Consider the following 20,001-nt stretch of genomic DNA (forward strand, 5'->3'; position numbering starts at 1 on the left):
ACCTTCGGTCACTTTGGCAACATTTGCCTCACGAGTAACATAAACAACATTGGTGTCATTTCGCCGGTTTTGGTGAGGGTGCGGCGTGTCGCCTCCGGCTCTGGGGGTGCTCGGCGGGACATCGAAGACGTGGGGACGCAGCGTTTCCCCCGGTCGCGGCGCCGTATCGGCCCGCGCTGCGAAGACGGGCCGGTTGCAAGGTGCCGGCTCCGTCTTGATGGTGGATTTCCGAAGTGTTCGCTGCGGCCGCTGCGGCCGGGGGATGGCGCGCCGGTTCGCGCCGTGGCGGCTATTTGGGGGAGCGCAGCATCAGGTGCCGGTACCGGCAGTGGCCATGCCGTGCTCTCGCCTTTGGGCGTCCGAAGGCGGGGGAGGCGGGGGAAGCGGCGGTCTTAGCCCCAGCCCAGTTCGTGCAGACGCTCGTCGTCGATGCCGAAATGGTGGGCGACCTCGTGGATCACCGTGACCAGGACTTCGTGGACTATCTCTTCCCGGGAGGAGCACATGCGGAGGGTGGGGCCGCGGAAGATCACGATCCGGTCGGGCATGGATCCGGCGCCCCACCAGTGGTCCCGCTCGGTGAGCGGCGTGCCTTCGTAAATGCCCAGCAGTTCCGTCTTCGGATCCTCCCAAGGATGGGGTGTGTATTCCTCTTCGACGAAAATGCCCACGTTCGTCATTTCGCGCATGATGTCCTCCGGAATCTGGTCAATCGCGTCGTTGACCGCGTCCTCGAATTCCGGCAGGGACATCTCCATCGGCATGCAATCGACTCTACCTGCGGCGGGTGAGGCAGGGGGTTCCGGGGCTGCCAGAGCAAGGCAGCATGGTCCGTTTTGGTTTTTCCCGAAGCAGGCCCTATAGTTTTATAGGTCCACAGCGGGGAAACGAATCCCAAGTGGTCCTGGCCCCCATCGTCTAGCGGCCTAGGACACCGCCCTTTCACGGCGGCGGCACGGGTTCGAATCCCGTTGGGGGTACGCGAGACGTCATGAATGGCAGCCGCAGAAGTGGTCAAAACCGCTTCAAAAGGCTGGTAGGATTGAGTCTCGTAAAAAATGCAAGGCCCTGTAGCGCAGTTGGTTAGCGCGCCGCCCTGTCACGGCGGAGGTCGCGGGTTCAAGTCCCGTCAGGGTCGCTTTGGTTTCCGGAGCGATTTCGGAACGCCATCGGTGATCATCGAGAGATGTTGCCAGGCTCTGTAGCTCAGTTGGTAGAGCGTTCGACTGAAAATCGAAAGGTCACCGGATCGACGCCGGTCGGAGCCACCAGCAAAACTGAATCGAATACCCCGGGGCTCGGTGAGTTCCGGGGTATTTCTTTGTCCGGGACGCTGCTAGTCCCTCAGGAGCCGGTTTACCGCGTCGATGTTCGCCCGGGTGTACCTGAGCCGTTTTTCCCGCTCCGGCCGTTTAGCCAGTGCCCTGCCGATGAAGAAGACCAACACGGCAGTGAAAGCCCACTGCCAGCGGAACTCGGCAACCCAGATCGCGGCCAGCGCACAGCCAGCCGCCAGGGCCAGGATGAACTGCCCAAGTGTTTTCATGGCTACCTCCCGATATTCCGTCAGGGGCGGGACCATCGCCGTCCCTTGCTTCGATTGTGCCTGCTGGGTCCGTCAGGAAGCGTCCCTCCTCCCTCAAAAGGCCAGCGGATCGACGTCGGTCGGAGCTGCCGGCACAACGAAGCCCGCCGCGCTGATTCAGGATGCGGGGCTTTTGTAGCATCGCGCCTCTGTCCACGGCGGGCGCAGTGCGGCAACATAGGCACATGAGCGAAACCGCATTCACCCTTGTTGGCGGTCCCACAGGCCTGCTGGAGTTCGCTGGTTGGACCTTCCTGACCGATCCCACCTTTGACGAGCCTGGGGAGTACCCAGGAGCCGCCGGGACCTTGGTCAAGACATCCGGGCCGGCCATTCGGGCCGAAAACCTGCCGGCAGTGGACGTCATCCTGCTCTCGCATGACCAACACGCCGACAACCTTGATACATCCGGTCGGAGCCTGGTGGAAACCGGCGGAACCAAGGTTCTCGGCACGTTGGAAGCCGCGGACAGGATGGCGACGGTTACCGGCGTGGCTCCCTGGGAACGGACAGTGCTTGAGGCCCCCGACCGGACGACGGTCACCGTTACCGCCGTTCCGGCCCAGCACGGGCCGGCCGGGTGCGAATCCGTGACCGGTACAGTGACCGGCTTCGTGCTCACGGCGGCCGACCTTCCCACCGTTTATGTCAGCGGCGACAACGCCTCGCTGGAGGTAGTAGGGGACGTCGCCAAACGGTTTGCGCCGATTGGCCTGGCGGTACTCTTCGCCGGCGCTGCCCGGGTTGGCCTCTTTGACAATGCAGCCCTGACGCTGACCGCCACCGACGCGGCCGAAGCCGCGCGCATCCTGGAAACAGCCGCCGTGGTGCCGGTCCATGCCGAAGGCTGGCAGCACTTCAGCGAGGGGCACAGCGAACTGCGCACAGAGTTTGCCGCTGCCGGTCTCCAGGACCGGCTCCGAATCCCCACGCCGGGAGAGAAGCAGTCCCTCTAGGCAGGGGACGCTGTAGGCAGGGGACGTCCCGCGCGACACGGCGGATCCAACCCGCCGTTCAGCATTCGTTCACCCGGTCTTCACGGCGGCGATTCCCCCGCCGCTAGAGTGGACTGATGCCGCACCTTGCCTTCGAAGCGTCTGGACCAGAGTCCGCTGAAACCATCCTCTTCCTGCACGGTGCGGGCTGGCCCGGGATCACCTGGCACCAGCAAATGAAGCATTTCTCCGAGTCCTACCGCTGCCTTGCCGCGGACCTGCCGGGCCATGGCGCCAGCAGCGGCATCGGCTGGCAGAGCCTGGATGCGACCGCAAAACTGGTTGCCGACCTCATCGAATCCGTTGCGGACCAACCGGTCCACCTGGTCGGCCTGTCGATGGGCGGGGACGTTGGCCTGCGGCTGCTGGCCCAACGCCCGGAGCTGGTGCAGACCGCCCTGCTGACCGGGGTCCTGGTGCTTCCCGTTCCACGGTGGATGCTGAAGGCGCAGCTTGCCCTCTCGGGCTTGACCAAGAACCGGATGTTGTGGCGGGCGTCGGCCAAGTACCTTCGGCTGGGGCCCGAGCAGATGGCCGAATACCTGGCGACAAACCGGCCGCTGGATCCGCAGCAATACCGTGCGATCATTTCCGAGATCTTCGTCGGCACCAACGTCGAGGGCCTCGACCAAGCCGGCTGCCCGGTGCTGATCGCGGCGGGAGAACGGGAACCGCGGCAGGCCAGGGAATCGGCAGCGATGCTGGCCGGGCTGATGCCGAACGCCCGGGGCGGGCTGGCGCCGAAGTCCCCGCACGAGTGGCCGATGAACCGTCCCGAGCTCTTCAACCGCACGCTCGAGCAGTGGTTGCGGGACCAGGCGGTGTTGCCGGACACATTGCTTCCGGCCTGACCCCTCGCCTTCGCGGCCAATGCGCCGCCGCACGCCTCGGACACAGTTCATTCCCAGCCTCCATTCAGGAAAACCGGCCTACCATGGGTGGGTATTCCGAGTGCCGCCTGCACCTGATGAGGCACCAACCGGGGACGATGGGAGCGAGGAGAGTAGTGCAGGCCCTTCTGAAGATTGCAGCCGGCGGCTTGGTCATGGCCGTCACGCTGACATCATGCAGCAGCGCAAGCCCGGCAAGCCATCCAACGACGCCGGTGCCCGCCGCCTCTTCCCCGGCCGCCTCCCACGTGCCGAACGCGCCTGCAGAAGTACCCGCCGCGCCTGACCCGGCCGATGGACAAGGCGCCACGGCAGCGCCCAGCCCAACACCGCCGTCGGCCTCCGCCGACGCCAAGGAAGGCAGCGAAGCAAACAAAAGCGCCGACCAGTGGGGCCGTTACGGCGACCAGGCCGACGCCTGTGCAGCGGTGGCCGCGAACGTGGCCTCCCTGCTGCTGGTCCCGCTCGGCTTCATGACCGGCGTGGAGGACTCCGACCTGGAGTCCCTGCAGGAGGAACTGGACGATTTCAGCCGCGACGTCCCGGCTCAGCTCACCGATGACCTGGACCGGGTGGAGCAGCTGCTGGAGCAGGCAGCACCCGACCACGACGTCGACGTCACAGCCTTTGCCGAAGCACTTGAGCCGGTACAGGAATGGCTGTCCGAACACTGCGGGGATTGACGCGTTAGGCTTGCCCTGAGAGTCAGCACAGCGTCAGGGAGAACAGATGCACAACGAGGATCGGCCGGCTGCCCCGTCCGCCGGAGATGCCGCTGGGGAAGTCCCGGTCTCCGCAGCTGCCGCTGCAGGCAGCACCGAAGTGCCGGACCGGCAGGTGCCCTTGGCCGCCGGCGTTGATCCGGCGCTGCTTCCCGACGCGGCCGGGGCCGTCCCGGCCGCTCCCGGCCGCACCACCATTTCCGAAGCCGCGGTAGCCAAGGTCGCGGCCGTAGCAGCCCGCTCGGTTCCCGGGGTCTACACACTGGGCAGCGGCACGGCGCGCGCGTTGAGCGCGCTGCGCGACGTGGTGGGCGGCAGCGATGCTGGCCAGGGTGTGCATGTGGAAGTCGGCCAGACCCAGGTGGCCGTGGACATCAACCTGGTGGCCGTCTACGGCAAGCCCTTGCACGAGCTGGCGGCGAGCGTACGCGCGGCGGTGTACACCGCCGTCGAGCAATTGGTGGGGCTGGATGTGGTTGAAGTGAACGTGGAAATCAACGACGTGCACGTCCCCGGGCTGGACCCCAAGGCGCCGGCGGAGAAGCCGGTCCGGCAAGTGGCCCAGTAACAGGATGCGCGGGACAGTGGGAGGAGTAAGGATGAGCTATACGGTGGTCGGCATGGCCGTCGGAGCGGTGCTGGCGTGGGCCGCGCTGGTATTCCACTTCTGGGGTTTCCTGCTGATGGCGGTGTTCCTGCTGGTGGGGGCGCTGCTGGGCCGCGCCGCGGAAGGCAAGCTTGACTGGCGCAGCATCCGCGATGCATTGACCGGACGCCGCTCGTCTTCATGACGGACCGCGCCGTGAATGCCGAGAAACTACCTCCGCGCCCGGTCCGGGCAGCGCCGGGCAGCAGCCCGGACGGCGAGCCGTTGGCGTCACACCCCGCCGGGGCCCTCGCCGAGCGCTACGTCGGACACACCCGGGTCAGCACGCAGGCCTTGACCAGCACCGCCCAGGGTGCCGCGGCGAAGGTGTTGGGAATCTCACCGGGGGTGGTCCGCGCCACCTGGGCTGACGACGCCGGTTCCCTCGCCCTGTCCTTGGCACTTCCCATCGGCATCCCGTCGCTGAACCGGGTGCTGCGCGACCCCCAGTTGGTGTCCGGCTTCGGCGGCACCGTCTGGGACCGGGCCCATGCGGCCAAGGGCGCGATCCTGGCCGAGGTCTCGCGGATCAGCGGCTCGCAGTTGAGTCGGGTGGACATCAGGGTCACCGGAATCCGGGTGCAGGATGGAGGCCGAGTCCGGTGAGCCATCTCGACGTCGACAGCGACCGGCCGGCTCACGAACGGCTGGCCGATGAGCGCCTGGCCAACCGGGAACTGCGCAGTTCCCGGGCTACGGCGGCGGTCATTGCCGCCGTCCTGGTGTCTCTGGTCAGCCTGTATCTGCTGCTCGAAGCAGCCTTGAAGGCCCTCGGGCAACAGCCTTGGCTGGCCTTGCCGGAGCAGATAGCCAGCTGGCTACACCAACTTCCGGGCAACACCTCGCCGGTCATTTTGGCGGCGTGCGGCGCGCTCATCTTGCTGCTGGGGCTGTTCTTTTTCCTGCAGGGCGTGCTGCCGGGGCATCTGCACCGGCACCGCATTCCCGGCCGGCGGGGCGTAGTGGTGGTGGACGATGAAGTTCTCGCCGCCTCGCTGGCGCGCCGCGCCCGCACCGAGGCGCAAGTGACGCGCGAGCAGGTGCTGGTGGTGGTGTCCCGGGCCCTGGTGGAGGTCCGGCTGCGGCCCACTTCCGGCACTCCGGTGAACGCCGATGCCATCCAGTTGGCGGTTGAGGACGAAGTCCGCCGGGCACGGATCAGCCCGGTCCCGCAGGTGCGCGTCTTCGTATCCAGCTCCGGGGTGGTGGGACAGTGAACCAGACGCCGCGGACCCTGAACCGCATCCTGATCACCATCCTCGGGCTGAAGCTGATGCTGGCCGGCGGCATCGCCCTCGCGCTGGCGCTGGTTCCGGCGCTCGCGGGCTGGTGGCATGCCGTTACGGCACAGGCCGGTGCCAACCTGCAGGCGCTGCTGGACTCCACCACTGTGCCTGGCCAGCGGGACAGTTGGCTCTGGATTGTGGTGTCCTTGGTGCTGCTCCTGTTGGTGCTGCTGATGATCGCGTGGATCGCGCAACAGGGCAAGGGCCGCACCGGAACCATTGCTGCTGATTTTGACGGCGACGGCGCGCCCGGTGCCGTCCAGCTCAGTTCAGGCGTGGCCGAGCAGGCGCTGCGGGCCGCACTGCAGGAACGAGACAGCATCCTGCATGCAACCGTCACCGCCTACGACTACGACGGCGGCGGAGCCCTGCGCATCCGGGTGGTTCCCCGACTTGGCGTGTCCCCGCAAGCGGTGGCCGACGAAGTCTCCGATCTGGTGGAAGCGCTGGACCTTGCCCTCGGCATGAGCTTCCCGGTGGTGATCCACCTGGTCGCCGGCGCCCGCTCCCGCCTGGTCCGCGCCGACCGCGTCCGCTGAGCGACCGGAGTCTGCGGGGGCTAGCGTCCTGTAGTCATCCAGACGGCGGTATTTGGTGCCAGCGATCCGCTGTCGGCGGTTCGTTCTGTCGATGCAAGGAGCACCGAAGCGCCCGCGGGCAATCGGATCGCCGAGCTGCCCAAGTTGGCCAGCACCTGCAGCGTTCCGTTCCGGTAGCTCAGGATGCCGGACGCCGGGTCATGTTCCGGCGCCCACTCGAAGCTGCCTTGGCCCAGCTTCCGCTCGGCGCGCATGGCCAGTGCTGCGCGATACAGTTCGTAGCTGGAACCGGGCACACCCAGCTGCCGGTCCACGGCGTACCGGGCGAACCCTTCCGGCTGCGGCAACCACGGTTCATGCTGGGTTGAGCCCCAGCCGAAGCCATGTGCTTCCGCCCGCCAGGGGATCGGAACGCGGCAGCCGTCGCGGCCGCGCTCTTCGCCGCCGGTGCGGAAGAATGCCGGATCCTGGCGCACCTCGGCCGGCAGGGTGGTGTGCTCCGGCAGGCCCAGTTCTTCACCTTGGTAGATGTAAGCGGAGCCGGGCAGCGCCAGCATCACCAGCGTCGCGGCACGGCCGCGGGCGTACCCGAGTTCCTCGTCCGGCTGTGCGTCCTCCGGGCCAATGCCCTTGGGGAACGTGGTGGGGTCGGTGAGCCCGTAGCGGGAGCTGTGCCGGACCGTGTCGTGGTTGGACAGCACCCAGGTGCTCGGCGCGCCCACCGAGGCTGCCGCCGCCAGCGAATCGTCAATGCTGCGGGTCATGCGCTCGGCGTCCCAGCCGGCCAGCAGGAAGTCGAAGTTGAAAGCCTGCTGCATTTCGTCCGGCCGGACGTAGGCAAAGAGCCGCTCGGCCGGCTCCACCCAGGCCTCCGCCACCAGCATGCGGTCGCCGTCGTATTCCGCCAAGACCTTGTGCCATTCCCGGTAGATCTCGTGCACGCCGTCCTGATCGAAATAGGGCGGGGTGTCCGGGTGGACGGCTGGGTCCGCCAGGCCGGCCGCCTGCTGCACGGCGGCGTCCGTGCCGGCCGCCGAGTGGGCGGCCGTGCCCTGGGCGCTCCCGCCGGTCGGTTCCAGCACTTGTTCGCGGGCCGGTCGGGCATCGGGCGCTGGCGATGCGCCGGCAGGCCGGCCAACCGGGGCGTCGTCGTCGTCAAGCAAGGCGTCTTCGCCGGGCAGTCGCTCGTTGCCGGCCACCATGGAGGTCTTCGCCGCCCAGTCCGGCAGGCCGTCGGCCTTGACCAGGCCGTGGGCCACGTCGATCCGGAAGCCGTCCACACCGCGGTCCAGCCAGAACCGCAAAACGGAGACCATCTCCGCCTGGACCTCCGGGTTCTCCCAGTTCAGGTCTGGCTGCGTGGAGTCGAACAAATGCAGATACCACTGGCCCGGCGTGCCGTCGGGTCCGGTGGTCCGGGTCCAAGCGTTGCCGCCGAACACGGACTGCCAGTTGTTGGGCGGCTCGGTGCCGTTCGGGCCTTTGCCGTCGCGGAAGATGTAGCGGGCCCGCTCGGGAGAGTCCGGGTCGGCGGCCAGCGCGCTGACGAACCACTCGTGCCGGTCGGAGGTGTGGTTGGGGACCAGATCGACGATCACCCGCATGCCGAGTTCGTGCGTGCGGGCCAGCAGGGAGTCGAAGTCGTCCAAAGTGCCGAAAAGCGGATCGACGTCGCGGTAGTCGGCCACATCGTAGCCCGCATCGTTCTGCGGGGAGACGTAGAAAGGCGAGAGCCAGATGGCGTCCACACCGAGGTTCTTCAGGTAGGGGATCTTGGCGCTGATGCCGGCCAAATCGCCCATGCCGTCGCCATTGTTGTCCGCAAATGAGCGCGGGTAGATCTGGTAGATGACGGCGTCGCGCCACCACGGTACGGATGCTGCAGCCATAAATACTCCTCGGCTCGCGGGTCAGGACCACTTCCAGCCTAATGATCATCCCCGCGGAGCGGGCAGGCGCGATCGCCCACTGACCGTGAATGCGGCATAGATCACGATTCGATATCGAAGGGCCACCAGCCCAAATATGTGTCTTGCAGCACACTTAGTAAGCGTTTACGTTACCACTTACCAGATTGGTACTTGGGGTGGCTTCTTCCTGACCTATCAGCGTCTGCGCGGCCACCAGACAAAGGAGTCACATCATGCACACTGCACGCTCCAGAAAGGCCGTCCTGCCGTTGGCCGCGCTCAGCGCCATGGCCCTGACACTCTCCGCCTGCGGGGGAAACTCGGAAGAGCCCAGTGGGTCGGCAGCCGCCGCCGACTGTTCTGCCTATGAGTCCTACGGCACCTTCGACGGCGCCGAGGTCAGCGTCTACTCAACCATTACGGATACCGAGCAGGACAAGCTCGAGCAGTCCTGGGTGCCCTTCGAGGAGTGCACCGGGATCGACGTGGTGTACGAGGGCTCCAACGAATTCGAGACCCAGCTCCAGGTCCGCGCCCAGGCCGGCAACCCGCCGGACGTGGCGATCATTCCGCAGCCGGGCCTGCTGGCAGCCCAGGCACGCGCCGGAAACCTCAAGCCGGCACCGCAGGAAGTCTCGGACCTGGTGGACGAGAACTGGTCCGCGGACTGGAAGGCCTACGGCACGATCGACGGCACCTTCTACGCCGCTCCGATGCTGGCCAGCGTCAAGGGCTACGTCTGGTATTCGCCGACCGCCTTCAAGGATAAGGGCTGGGAAGTCCCGCAGACGTGGGACGAGATGATGGCGCTGACCAAGACCATCGCGGACGAGGGCACCATGAAGCCGTGGTGCGCCGGTTTTGAGTCCGGCGACGCGACCGGCTGGGCCGGCACCGACTGGATCGAGGATGCCTTGCTGCGCCAGGCCGGTCCTGACGTCTACGACCAGTGGGTCAACCACGACATCCCGTTCAATGACCCGCAGGTGGCCGACGCCTTCGACGCGGTGGGCGACATCCTCAAGAACGAGGACTACGTCAACGGCGGCATCGGGGACGTCCGCTCCATCATCTCCACCTCGGTGGACGACGGCGGCCTGCCGGTGATCGACGGCAGCTGCGCCATGCACCACCAGGCCACCTTCCAGGCGGCCAACTGGCCCGAGGGCACCAACGTAGCCGAGGACGGCGACGTCTGGGCCTTCATCACTCCGGGACAGGAAGCCGGCGCCAGCGCCATTACCGGCGGCGGCGAGTTCGTGGCTGCCTACACCGAAAGCGAAGAGGTCTCGGCCTACCTGCAGTTCATGGCCTCGCCCGAGTTCGCCAACAAGCGGGTGGAGCAGGGCGCCGCGATCAGTGCCAACAAGGGCCTGGACCCGGCCCTCGCCACCAGCGAACTGGACCGCCAGTCCATCGAACTGCTGCAGTCGGAGGACACCACGTTCCGCTTCGACGGTTCGGACCTGATGCCCGGTGCAGTGGGCGCCAACTCCTTCTGGAGCGGCGTCGTGGAATGGATCAACGGCAAGTCGACCAAGGAAGTGGTCGACTCGATCGAAGCCAGCTGGCCTTCGGACTAGGCCGGTCCCCGTAGCCCGGCCGTGCCGCCTGTCACCACTGCAGGCGGCACGGCCGGCGCGACCCTTCCCTTCCACGCCGCAAGGAGGCACGTGCCATGGAAGACGTTGGCGACAAGCTTGTGCAGGTAGTGATCGCGCTGGCCATCTTTGCCGCGATCATTGCCCTGATCATGCTGCTGGTGGACCGGGCCCCGAAGACGTTCCGCGATAAGGCGACGATCATCGGATTCCTGGCTCCCGCCGTCGTGCTGTTGGCCATTGGGCTGATTTGGCCGGCCATTCAGACCACTTACCTGGCCTTCACCGACCGCAATGGCGCGCCGAACGGGGTGGACAACTTCGTCTGGATGTTCACCCAGCCCGAGGCACTGGTCACGCTGCGGAACACGCTGCTGTGGGTTGTCCTGGTGCCGTTGATGTCCACGGGCATCGGCCTGGCCTATGCGGTGTTCATCGACCGGGCGCGCGGCGAGAAGGCACTGAAGGCGCTTGTCTTCATGCCGATGGCCATTTCCATGGTGGGTGCCGGCGTGATCTGGAAGTTCATGTACACCTACCGCGGGGCCGAACGCGAGCAAATCGGCCTGCTGAACCAGATCCTGGTGTGGCTCGGCGGCGAATCCAAACAGTTCCTGCTGGATGCGCCGGAGAACACCTTCTTCCTGATCGCCGTGATGGTCTGGATCCAGACCGGTTTCGCCATGGTCATCCTCTCCGCGGCGATCAAGGGCATTCCCACCGAAATCGTGGAGGCGGCCCGGCTGGACGGCGCGAGCGCCTGGCAGCAGTTCTTCTCCATCACCATCCCCTCGATCCGCGGGGCACTGATCGTGGTGGTCACGACGATCACCATCGGCACGCTGAAGGTCTTCGACATTGTGCGCACCATGACCGCGGGCAACTTTGAAACCTCGGTGGTGGCCAACGAGATGTACACCCAGGCGTTCCGCGCCGGCGAACCGGGACGCGGTGCCGCGCTGGCGCTGGTCCTGTTCCTGATGGTGCTCCCGATCGTGCTCTACAACGCCCGGCAGCTCAAGAAGCAGAGGGAAATCCGATGAGCGCAACGCCAGCCATCCCGGCCGCTCCCGAGGCAGCCGTGGCCCAAGCCCCCGAAGCCCAGGTCCCGATTGCCCGGCGGGTCAAAAAGCGCCTCACCTCGCGCGGGGCCACCGCCGCCGCGATCATCATTGCCGTCATCTGGACCGTGCCGACCTTCGGACTGTTCATCTCCTCACTGCGGCCGGAAGACAACATCCAAGCCAACGGCTGGTGGAACATCCTCGGCGACCTGGAGTTCACCACCAAGAACTACACCGACGTGCTGGCGTCCGCGGGCGGCTCCGCGTCCAACCTGGGCCAGTACTTCATCAACTCGCTGGCGATCGTCATCCCCGCCACCATCATTCCGTTGGTGATCGCCTCCATGGCGGCCTACGTCTTCGCCTGGGGCCGGTTCCGCGGCAAGGACACGCTGTTCATCTTCATTTTCGCGCTGCAGATCGTGCCGCTGCAGATGGCGCTGATCCCGCTGCTCTCGCTGTTCATCAACCTCAAGATCGGCGAGTTCCAGTTGCTGCCCTCGGGAACCTACGCGCAGTTGTGGATTGCGCACAGCATCTTCGCGCTGCCGCTGGCCATCTTCCTGCTGCATAACTTCATCTCCGAGATCCCGGGCGAAGTCATTGAGGCGGCACGGGTGGACGGCGCCGGACACGCCACCATCTTCTGGCGGATCGTCCTGCCGCTGTCCATGCCGGCCATCGCCGCCTTCGGCATCTTCCAGTTCCTCTGGGTCTGGAACGACCTGCTGGTGGCATTGGTGTTCTCCGGCGGCACCGCAGACGTCGCACCGATTACGCAACGGCTGGCGGAACTGACCGGTACCCGAGGCGACGAGTGGCACCGCCTGACGGCAGGCGCGTTCGTCTCCATGATCGTGCCGCTGGCTGTGTTCTTCGGCCTGCAACGCTACTTTGTCCGCGGCCTGATGGCAGGTGGCCTCAAGGGGTGATGGCACCGTGACCGGGATCGACGACGTCGCGCGGGCCGCCGGCGTCTCGACGGCGACGGTTTCGCGTGCCCTCCGCGGGCTGTCCGGGGTCTCCGCGGCCACCCGTGACCGGGTGCTACAGACAGCGGACTCGCTGGGTTACGAGCCGTCGTCGTCGGCAGCGCATCTGGCCTCCGGCCGCACCATGGCAATGGGCGTGCTGCTGCCGCTGATCGAGCGCTGGTACTTTGCGTCCGCGCTGGAAGGCGTGGACCGTGCCCTGCGTGCTGCAGGCTACGACCTGATCGTGTTCAGCCTGGGCGGCACCGGCACCAACCGAGACCGGGTTTTCCACCGGTCGATGCTGCGCAAACGGATCGACGCGCTGCTGGTGATGTGCATGCAGTTGACCCCGGACGAACTGGCAGCCCTGCAGACGCTGGAGTATCCCAACGTGATTGTCGGCGGCCACGTCGACGGGCTGCGCAGCGTCAGCGTGGACGACACCGCCGCGGCTACCGAAGCGGTGGAATACCTGATTTCGCTCGGCCACACCCGGATTGCCCACCTGCAGGGCGGCGGCGCCTACGGCATCGACTTCGACGTGCCGCGCCGGCGCGAGCAGGCCTTCCGGGACACCATGGCCCGGCACGGTCTGCCGGTCCGCCCGGAATGGCAGGCCATGGGGGACTTCCGGTTCGCCGGCGGCAAGGCAGCCGCTGGCCGGCTGCTGGATGCTCCGGGGGAGCGGCCGACGGCGATCTTCGCCTCCGCGGACGAGATGGCCTTCGGTGCCCTGCAGGCCGCGCACGAACGGGGGCTTCGGGTGCCCGAGGACCTGTCCGTGGTGGGCATTGACGACCACGAGTTCGCCGAGCCGATGGGCCTGACCACCATCCGGCAGCGGCCCGACGAGCAGGGCGCCTACGCCGCGGAGCTGCTGCTGGCCGAACTGCAGGGCAAAGCGCGCTTGGACGTGCCGCGGATTCAGCCGCACGAACTGGTGGTCAGAGCGTCAACCGGCCCACCGCCGTCGTAACTCACAGCACTGTGAGCGGCATACGGGCGAAGCTTCCCGAACTGGACGAGTTCTTGAGCACCTCCGCGGGGCTGGGACGACGAGGGCTAAAACGAGCATGCCTCCACAGCACCTTCACAGTTCCGCCACAGTACGGGCTTATGGCTGGGCTAGACGGTTAAGCTATGACGAGTAGACTTTAAAAAGCGCGCCGTTCCGCCATCGTGAAGCGGCAACACCGGCAGCCGGACCCTCGGCGCATTCCGCCGCTGTTAGGTCGGCCGAGCCCTCCCCAACTCATTCCTCCGCCACAACCCCAATGGACGAACAGGCAGAAACTCGGGCCGTTCGACGGTCTTGGATCATTCTCGCCCTTCTGCTGACCTCTGATCCTCACGATCTGCACCCAAACTCGCAGCTTCTGGGGTTCATTGGGGAAAGAAGCGTTGCTCAATAATCTGGCCTCACTGAGGAGTTTGTGCAGTGAAAAAGCACGTCGACGCCCTGAGGGACGTTCCCCGTTCCACAACTGCGACGAATTCTCCGGTTCCCGCTGCACCCGCTGCACCCGCTGCACCCGCGGCTCCGGCGGTTACGGCGTTTCCGGCGGGGAGCGGCTCACCAAGCATTCCGGCCACGGGTGTCGCTGACCTGGAGCACCGCCTGTCGGGCATTCTCGCATCGGTGGTGAAAAAGGACGACGTTCCTGCTTCCGCCGACTTTTTCCAGGACCTGGGTGCGGACTCGCTGGTGATGGCGCAGTTCTGCGCCCGTGTGCGCAAGCAGCCGGACCTGCCGTCGGTGGCGATCAAGGACATTTACCAGCACCCCACGCTCTCGGCGTTGGCAGCTGCCTTGGTGCCGGCGCAAGAGGCCCCGGCGCATGTGCAGGACCAGCTGGCCGAGGTGCTCGCCGGCGTGCTCGGCGTCGAGCAGGTCGCGGTGGGCGATGACTTCTTCCAGGACCTGGGTGCGGACTCGATGGTGATGGCGAAGTTCTGCGCCAGGGTGCGCAAGCAGCCGGATCTACCCCAGATGTCCATGAAGGAGATCTACAGCAACCCGAACGTCTCGGCACTGGTCGCGGCCCTGCAAGTTCCCCCGCAGCAGGACAAGCAGGAGGAGCCTTCGCCTGCCGTGGCGTCCGTCCCGGAGACAGCGCCGCCGATGGGCGCGCGGACGTGGGAGTACATAACGTGCGGCGCTTTGCAGACGCTCGTCTATCTCGGCTACTGCTTGGCTGCCGGCCTTATGACGGTCGTGTGGTACCAGTGGGTGTTCCCGGGCGCAGGGCCTGGCAACTACCAATGGCCGGAGCAGGGAATGAGCTTCCTGGAAATCTACCTGCGGTCAACAGCCTACACAGCGGTGGTGTTCGTGGCCCTGTGCATCCTGCCCGTTGCGGCGAAGTGGATCATCGTTGGGCGCTTCCGTCCCCAGGAGTTCCGCATTTGGAGCCTCGCCTACTTCCGCTTCTGGCTGGTAAAGACCTTGATGCGCACCTCGCCCCTCGCGCTGATGACCGGTACCCCGCTGACGTCCTTTTACCTGCGGGCCATGGGAGCGAAGGTCGGCCGCAACGTCACGATGCTGACCAATCGGCTCCCGGTCTGCACTGACCTGCTGACGATCGGCGAGGGGACGGTGATCCGCAAGGACGTGATGCTCAATGGGTACCGTGCCCACGGCGGCGTCATCCAGGTGGGCGGGGTCACGCTGGGAAGGGACGTGACCGTCAGCGAGGGCAGTGTCCTGGACATCAACACGTCGATGGGCGACCGCTCGCAACTGGGCCACCGGTCCACTCTCTACACCGGCCAAGCCGTGCCCGAGGGGGAGCATTGGCACGGTTCCCCGGGCAGGCCTACAAACGTGGACTACAGCAGGGTCGAACGGACACCTTACCGCCCGTGGCGCCGTGGATTGTTTGCCACCACCCAGCTCATCGCCGCGCTCGGACTGGGCCGCATACTGGTCGGGCAGGCGGTCATCCTCTTCGTTCTGGCGGATCCGAATGTGGCGGCGCTGTTGGAGACGCAGGCTCTGGCGTTCACCAGTTGGATCTTCTACGGCGACGCTCTTTTCTACGCCGGCCTGGCCGTCTTTGGCGGGACGCTCGTAGGGCTGGTCCTCATCACGACCGTGCCGCGGGTGCTCCAACTCGGATTGAAGCCGGACACGGTGTATCCGATGTTCGGGCCGCGCTATGCCGCCGAGCGGGCGGTGGCGAGGATGACCAACAGTCGCTTGTTTCCGTCGTTGTTCGGCGATAGCTCATACGTCGTGAACTACGTGCGGGCCCTCGGCTACAAGCAGGGAACGGTCCAGCAGACCGGATCGAATCTGGGCACGATGTTCAAACACGACAATCCTTTCCTGTCGGAGATCGGCACCGGAACCATGATCGCCGATGGATTGTCGTTCATGAACACCGACTATTCCGCGACTTCTTTCCAGCTCAGCCGGACGTCGGTCGGCGCGCGCAACTTTCTGGGCAACTTCGTGCTCTACCCGGCCGAAGCCAGGACCGGGGAGAACTGCCTGCTGGCGACCAAGGTCATGGTTCCCATCGACGGACCGGTCCGCCACGACGTGGGCCTGCTCGGTTCACCACCGTTCGAGATCCCACGCTCGGTCCTGCGGGACGCGGTGGAGCATGCGGACCGGGCCACATTCCGTCGGGACCTCGCGGCCAAAAACAGACACAACCTGCGTTCGATGGCCCTCTTGATGCTTGTCCGCTGGGTTCTCGCGTCGCTTGGAGTACTGGTGTCGTTTGCCGGCCTCGAACTGTCGGATCAGTTTGGTTTCCTGGCCCTCAGCGGATCCTTCGTCGTAATGCTCGTCGTTGGCTTGCTGGCCCCCATCGGCATCCAGCACCTCGTGCTCGGGACCCGGCGGCTGAAGCCTCAGCTCTGCTCTATCTACCACCCCTACTTTTGGTGGCACGAGCGGTACTGGAAGCTGCAGGCCAACAGCCGATACATGTCGATCCTCAACGGGACCCCCTTCAAGCCGCTGGTCTGGCGTCTGTTGGGCGTGCGGATTGGATCCCGGGTGTTCGACGACGGCTGTGCGATCCCCGAGCGGACACTGGTGACCATCGGCTCCCGCTGCACACTGAACAACGGCACCATGATCCAGTCCCACTCCCAAGAGGACGGGATGTTCAAATCCGACTACGACGTCATTGGCCAAGACGTCACGCTCGGCGTCGGCGCTCTGGTCCATTACGGGGTAACCATCGAAGACCGCGTCGTCGCCGCCGCCGACTCCTTCGTGATGAAGGGATCAACGCTTTCCCAAGGATCCCTGTGGGCTGGCAACCCGGCTCAAGAGGCACGTGCCGCCACCGGATCCACCACCGCCGCTCTCGAAAGGCCTTTTGCCTGAGGTCCTTGAAGCAGTTGGCTGCACTGTCGCCGGCGAAGGACCGGTAAGGGAGCCGGGACGTTCGACGAAACCGCGAGGCGCGGGCGCCGCAGCGCCGGGTAAGGCGGTCAGGAGGCGCGGGCCAGTTGGCGGATCTTGATCCAGCGACCGGCCAGGCGACGGTAGGCGGCAGCGGCGCCGGTCATGTCGCCGTCGGCCAGCGATTCAATGCCGGCGTGCACGTCCGACGGCGATTCGTCCGGGTAGACGAGCTCGGCCACGCGACCGTAATCCAGCTCCACAATGGCATCGGCCGTGAAGGTCTCCAACCACTCGATCAGCTCGGTCAGCTCTTCCAGCAGATCCAGTCCCGGGGCGGCCACGGCCAGCGATGCCGCCGCATAACGGGCCCGGTCAATGCACTGTGGAACCGGGGCGGCCAACCGGACGGTCTGCAGCGTGTGGTCCGTCTCCACCCTTTCGGTGTGGTCGTCCTCGCGGAACAGCACGAACCAGCCGAACGGGATCCCCCACGTGGAGCTGCGTGTGTGCAGCTTGGCCAGCGATTCCACAAAATTGTCCGGATCCAGCCGCGACTGCTGGGCGTCGCGCGCAGCTTCCGGCACCAGCAGGCCCAGCAGCGGGTCGCGCAGGCTGCTGGAGAGCGATTCGGCGGCCAGGGTGCTGCGGACGGCCAGCTGGTTGGGGCAATACCTCGGGGCGGTGATGCCATCCGACGTCGGGTAATGCAATACGCGGATCAGGTCCTCGCTGGAATGCGGGAACGGATCGGACACCGTGCGGGTGATCCGGCGCAGCGAGTCACCGCGGTCCAGGTTCTCCGTCACGTCCCGACCGCGGCCGCGCTGGCTCATGATGAGCAGCTGCTGCTCGTCGTCGAACACATCCAGTGGTTCGAAGACCCGCAGGTAGGAGACGTACGGAAACTTCATCTCAGTCCAGCTCCGCTATAACCGGTGCGTGGTCCGAGGCGCCCTTGCCCTTGCGCTCCTCACGGTCAATCCGCGCGCCGCTGACGCGGGCGGCCAGCGCCGGGGAGGCAAGAATGAAGTCGATGCGCATGCCTTCCTTCTTGGGGAAGCGCAGCTGGGTGTAGTCCCAGTAGGTGTAGACGCCGGGGCCGGGGGTGTGCGGCCGGACCACGTCCACGAATCCGGCCTCTTCGAAGGCGCGGAAGGCAGCGCGCTCCGGCTCGGTGATGTGCGTGGCGTTCTGGGCGCGGAACCATTCGATGTCCCAGACGTCGTCGTCGGTGGGGGCGATGTTCCAGTCACCCATCAGGGCAAGGTTCAGGGTGGGGTCGGCCTGGACCCAGCTGGCGGCTTCTTCCTTGAGGACCTTCAGCCAGTTCAGCTTGTAGGGCATGTGGGGGTCGTTGACCGCGCGGCCGTTGGGAACGTACAGGCTCCACACCCGCACGCCACCACAGGTTGCCCCGATGGCGCGGGCCTCGGCCGCGGTGATCTCCTCGGTCTTGCCGAAATGCGGCTGGCCGGGAAAGGTCCGTTCCACGTCATCCAGGCCAACCCGGGAGGCGATGGCGACGCCGTTCCACTGGTTCAGGCCGAAGTGCGCCACCTCGTAGCCGTTCTTCTCGAACAGGTCCCACGGGAAGTTCTCATCCTTAGCCTTGGTCTCCTGGATGGCCAGGACATCCACGTCGGAGCGCTGCAGCCAGGCCTCAACACGGTCGGCGCGGGCACGGATCGAGTTCACATTCCAGGTAGCAATCTTCACAACAGCTACGTTACCCAAACGGCACAGGCTGCGCTTCCCGTCTTCGGCTAATCGGACCGCGCGGCGGCGAATGACCCTGACGACTCCGTTGGTCCAAGGGTATGTTGGGGACATGTTCGCCGATAAGCCGCAGTCACTTGCAGATCCGAACGAACAGCAGCAGAGGAAAGCCATGCTGCACAGCGCGCCGGCCATTCAAGAACTTGAAGAATGGCGGGAAGAATTCGCCAAGACACGAACAGAGCCCGTGCCGCATTTCGACCCGGCGGATGCCGGTTCCGCAGCGCGGGTGCTTTTCTTGCTCGACAGCCCCGGAGCCGAGACAGTCTCGGCCGAGGGGCCGGGATTCGTCTCCGTAGACAACCCGGACCAGGCCGCCGAGCGGTGCTGGACCGAACGCAACGATGCGGAGCTCCATGATGGAATCCTGCTGTGGAACACGGTGCCCTTTTTCCTGGACGGTGCCGAGCCCACACCGGTTCAGACCATCGCCGGAGTCAAAGCGCTCAAGTCGGTGCTGGGGCTGCTGCCTCGCCTGGAAGTGGTCGTGCTGTGCGGGACCTTCACCAAGAACCAGTGGGCGAAGCACATGGGTGCGTTCAGCAGGCCGACCGTCATCAAGGCGCCCAGTCCCGGCAGCCGCGGGATGATCAGCAAGAAGAACCAGGAAGACTTCCGTCAGGCCGTGCGGCGGGCTAAGCGCCTGGTCGGCTGAGCGCCAGCTGGTCCGGGCTCAGTACAGCTAGCTGCGCCACCACTTGTCCAGGATGGACACCGGGGTGGCGCGCTTGTGCCTGGTCATCAGGTAGCGCTGCTCGATCTTCTCGGCGACCTCATCCGGAACCGCGCCGCCCTCGAGGTACTCGTCGATGTGGTCGTAGCTGATGCCCAGTTCGTCTTCGTCGGTGCGGCCCGGCTTGTTGTCCAGCAGGTCCGCCGTCGGAACCTTGTGCGCCACTTGGTCACTGGCACCGAGGTGTTCCAGGAGCTGGCGGTTCTGCCGCTTGTTCAGCCCAAAGAGGGGGAGCACGTCGGCCGCACCGTCGCCGAACTTGGTGAAGAAACCGGTCACCGACTCTGCGCCGTGATCCGTGCCCAGCACCAGGTAGTTGTGCTGTCCGGCCAGCGCGTACTGGGCCATCATTCGAGCGCGGGCTTTGATGTTGCCCTTGTTGAAGTCCGTGATCTCTTCGCCGGTGGTCTCCGTGAACTCGGACTGGAAACCGTCAACCGCTGACTTGATGTTGAACGTCCATGACGCCGTCGGCTTGATGAAGTCCATCGCTGCCTGGGCGTCGTCTTCGTCATGCTGAACCCCGTAAGGCAGGCGCACGGCCACGAAGGTGGCTTCTACGCCCTCGGCCTTGAGCTCGTCCACTGCCAGTTGCGCGAGCTTGCCGGCAAGGCTGGAGTCGACGCCACCGCTGATGCCCAGCACAAAGCCCTTGGTGCCGGTGGCCTTGAGGTAGTCCTTGAGGAATCCGACGCGCCGTGCGACTTCCTGCGCGGGGTCGATGGAGGGCTGGACGCCCATTTCGTCAATGATCGTGGCTTGGAGTTCACGCATGACCTCAGCCTACTGGAGGACTCCGGCCGGGTGTCCAAGTTTTGGCGGGCACCTGAGCATCGCCGCAGGTCAGAGGCTCACGCCGCGTCAAAAGTGTGGACAGTTATGGCTGAACCTGGACAGTTCTGGCGGGGGAA

Annotated in this window: 20 protein-coding genes and 3 tRNA genes; 17 read left to right on the forward strand and 6 right to left on the reverse strand. The window is 65.8% G+C overall.

Going from position 1 to position 20,001, the window contains the following annotated elements; translation table 11 throughout:
- Positions 1-392 precede the first annotated feature (392 nt).
- Complete coding sequence (locus tag E4J89_RS08275) at positions 393-764, reverse strand: metallopeptidase family protein (protein ID WP_240691796.1); 372 nt, start codon at positions 762-764, stop codon at positions 393-395.
- A 143-nt stretch (positions 765-907) separates the two neighbouring features.
- On the opposite strand from E4J89_RS08275, the gene E4J89_RS08280 reads away from it, so the two are divergent.
- The 3 genes from E4J89_RS08280 to E4J89_RS08290 all read left to right on the forward strand — a co-directional run bounded on the left by E4J89_RS08280 (position 908) and on the right by E4J89_RS08290 (position 1,271).
- Positions 908-980 (forward strand) — tRNA-Glu (locus E4J89_RS08280).
- Between the two features lie 84 nt (positions 981-1,064).
- Positions 1,065-1,138, forward strand: a tRNA-Asp gene (locus tag E4J89_RS08285).
- Between the two features lie 57 nt (positions 1,139-1,195).
- Positions 1,196-1,271: transfer RNA gene (locus E4J89_RS08290), tRNA-Phe, on the forward strand.
- Positions 1,272-1,336: 65 nt separating this feature from the next.
- Here E4J89_RS08290 and E4J89_RS08295 read toward each other — a convergent pair.
- Entirely contained in the window at positions 1,337-1,546 is a 210-nt protein-coding gene (locus E4J89_RS08295) for a hypothetical protein (RefSeq protein ID WP_136785648.1), read from the reverse strand.
- A 224-nt stretch (positions 1,547-1,770) separates the two neighbouring features.
- Here E4J89_RS08295 and E4J89_RS08300 point away from each other — a divergent pair, with 224 nt between their 5' ends.
- From E4J89_RS08300 to E4J89_RS08335, 8 genes are all read left to right on the forward strand, one after another.
- Positions 1,771-2,541: an MBL fold metallo-hydrolase gene (locus tag E4J89_RS08300; protein ID WP_136785649.1), complete on the forward strand. Its 771-nt coding sequence runs from the start codon at positions 1,771-1,773 to the stop codon at positions 2,539-2,541.
- 116 nt (positions 2,542-2,657) lie between these two features.
- The gene (locus E4J89_RS08305; protein WP_136785650.1) at positions 2,658-3,431 is read left to right on the forward strand and encodes an alpha/beta hydrolase; all 774 of its coding nucleotides are present in this window, start codon (positions 2,658-2,660) and stop codon (positions 3,429-3,431) included.
- 155 nt (positions 3,432-3,586) lie between these two features.
- On the forward strand, positions 3,587-4,153 hold the full coding sequence (locus E4J89_RS08310; RefSeq protein WP_136785651.1) for a hypothetical protein: 567 nt from the start codon (positions 3,587-3,589) through the stop codon (positions 4,151-4,153).
- 46 nt (positions 4,154-4,199) lie between these two features.
- Positions 4,200-4,760 (forward strand): Asp23/Gls24 family envelope stress response protein, encoded by a 561-nt coding sequence (locus E4J89_RS08315; protein WP_136785652.1) that lies wholly within the window; start codon positions 4,200-4,202, stop codon positions 4,758-4,760.
- 31 nt (positions 4,761-4,791) lie between these two features.
- Positions 4,792-4,983, forward strand: coding sequence for a DUF2273 domain-containing protein (locus E4J89_RS08320; RefSeq protein WP_136785653.1), 192 nt, complete (start codon positions 4,792-4,794; stop codon positions 4,981-4,983).
- An 80-nt stretch (positions 4,984-5,063) separates the two neighbouring features.
- Positions 5,064-5,444, forward strand: a complete 381-nt coding sequence (locus E4J89_RS08325) for a hypothetical protein (protein WP_136785709.1) — start codon at positions 5,064-5,066, stop codon at positions 5,442-5,444.
- Positions 5,441-6,055, forward strand: coding sequence for a hypothetical protein (locus tag E4J89_RS08330; protein ID WP_136785654.1), 615 nt, complete (start codon positions 5,441-5,443; stop codon positions 6,053-6,055). The genes E4J89_RS08325 and E4J89_RS08330 overlap by 4 nt, the downstream gene beginning before the upstream one ends.
- Complete coding sequence (locus E4J89_RS08335) at positions 6,052-6,663, forward strand: hypothetical protein (protein ID WP_136785655.1); 612 nt, start codon at positions 6,052-6,054, stop codon at positions 6,661-6,663. Before E4J89_RS08330 ends, E4J89_RS08335 begins: the two co-directional genes overlap by 4 nt.
- 20 nt (positions 6,664-6,683) lie before the next feature.
- Here the strand turns inward: E4J89_RS08335 and E4J89_RS08340 are convergent, their stop codons facing one another.
- On the reverse strand, positions 6,684-8,552 hold the full coding sequence (locus tag E4J89_RS08340; RefSeq protein ID WP_240691797.1) for an alpha-amylase family glycosyl hydrolase: 1,869 nt from the start codon (positions 8,550-8,552) through the stop codon (positions 6,684-6,686).
- A gap of 254 nt (positions 8,553-8,806) precedes the next feature.
- Here E4J89_RS08340 and E4J89_RS08345 point away from each other — a divergent pair, with 254 nt between their 5' ends.
- The 5 genes from E4J89_RS08345 (at position 8,807) to E4J89_RS08365 (ending at position 16,560) form a co-directional block, all read left to right on the forward strand.
- Entirely contained in the window at positions 8,807-10,156 is a 1,350-nt protein-coding gene (locus tag E4J89_RS08345) for an ABC transporter substrate-binding protein (RefSeq protein ID WP_136785656.1), read from the forward strand.
- Between the two features lie 95 nt (positions 10,157-10,251).
- On the forward strand, positions 10,252-11,217 hold the full coding sequence (locus tag E4J89_RS08350; RefSeq protein WP_136785657.1) for a sugar ABC transporter permease: 966 nt from the start codon (positions 10,252-10,254) through the stop codon (positions 11,215-11,217).
- The gene (locus E4J89_RS08355) at positions 11,214-12,170 is read left to right on the forward strand and encodes a carbohydrate ABC transporter permease (RefSeq protein WP_136785658.1); all 957 of its coding nucleotides are present in this window, start codon (positions 11,214-11,216) and stop codon (positions 12,168-12,170) included. The genes E4J89_RS08350 and E4J89_RS08355 overlap by 4 nt, the downstream gene beginning before the upstream one ends.
- 7 nt (positions 12,171-12,177) lie before the next feature.
- Positions 12,178-13,188 (forward strand): LacI family DNA-binding transcriptional regulator, encoded by a 1,011-nt coding sequence (locus E4J89_RS08360; RefSeq protein WP_136785659.1) that lies wholly within the window; start codon positions 12,178-12,180, stop codon positions 13,186-13,188.
- 462 nt (positions 13,189-13,650) lie between these two features.
- Positions 13,651-16,560 carry a Pls/PosA family non-ribosomal peptide synthetase gene (locus tag E4J89_RS08365; RefSeq protein WP_136785660.1) on the forward strand — a complete coding sequence of 970 codons (2,910 nt, stop codon included), beginning with the start codon at positions 13,651-13,653 and terminating at the stop codon, positions 16,558-16,560.
- A gap of 107 nt (positions 16,561-16,667) precedes the next feature.
- Here the strand turns inward: E4J89_RS08365 and E4J89_RS08370 are convergent, their stop codons facing one another.
- Complete coding sequence (locus E4J89_RS08370) at positions 16,668-17,492, reverse strand: hypothetical protein (protein WP_136785661.1); 825 nt, start codon at positions 17,490-17,492, stop codon at positions 16,668-16,670.
- A gap of 1 nt (position 17,493) precedes the next feature.
- Positions 17,494-18,297: an exodeoxyribonuclease III gene (locus E4J89_RS08375; RefSeq protein ID WP_136785662.1), complete on the reverse strand. Its 804-nt coding sequence runs from the start codon at positions 18,295-18,297 to the stop codon at positions 17,494-17,496.
- A gap of 112 nt (positions 18,298-18,409) precedes the next feature.
- Between E4J89_RS08375 and E4J89_RS08380 the strand changes: the two genes are divergently transcribed.
- Positions 18,410-19,012, forward strand: coding sequence for a uracil-DNA glycosylase (locus E4J89_RS08380; RefSeq protein ID WP_136785663.1), 603 nt, complete (start codon positions 18,410-18,412; stop codon positions 19,010-19,012).
- Between the two features lie 27 nt (positions 19,013-19,039).
- On the opposite strand, the gene nadE is transcribed toward E4J89_RS08380, so the two are convergent.
- Positions 19,040-19,864: an ammonia-dependent NAD(+) synthetase gene (nadE, locus tag E4J89_RS08385; protein WP_136785664.1), complete on the reverse strand. Its 825-nt coding sequence runs from the start codon at positions 19,862-19,864 to the stop codon at positions 19,040-19,042.
- Positions 19,865-20,001: the final 137 nt, after the last annotated feature.

Origin of the sequence: Arthrobacter sp. CAU 1506, assembly GCF_005047635.1 — a bacterium.
Classification (GTDB): domain Bacteria; phylum Actinomycetota; class Actinomycetes; order Actinomycetales; family Micrococcaceae; genus Crystallibacter.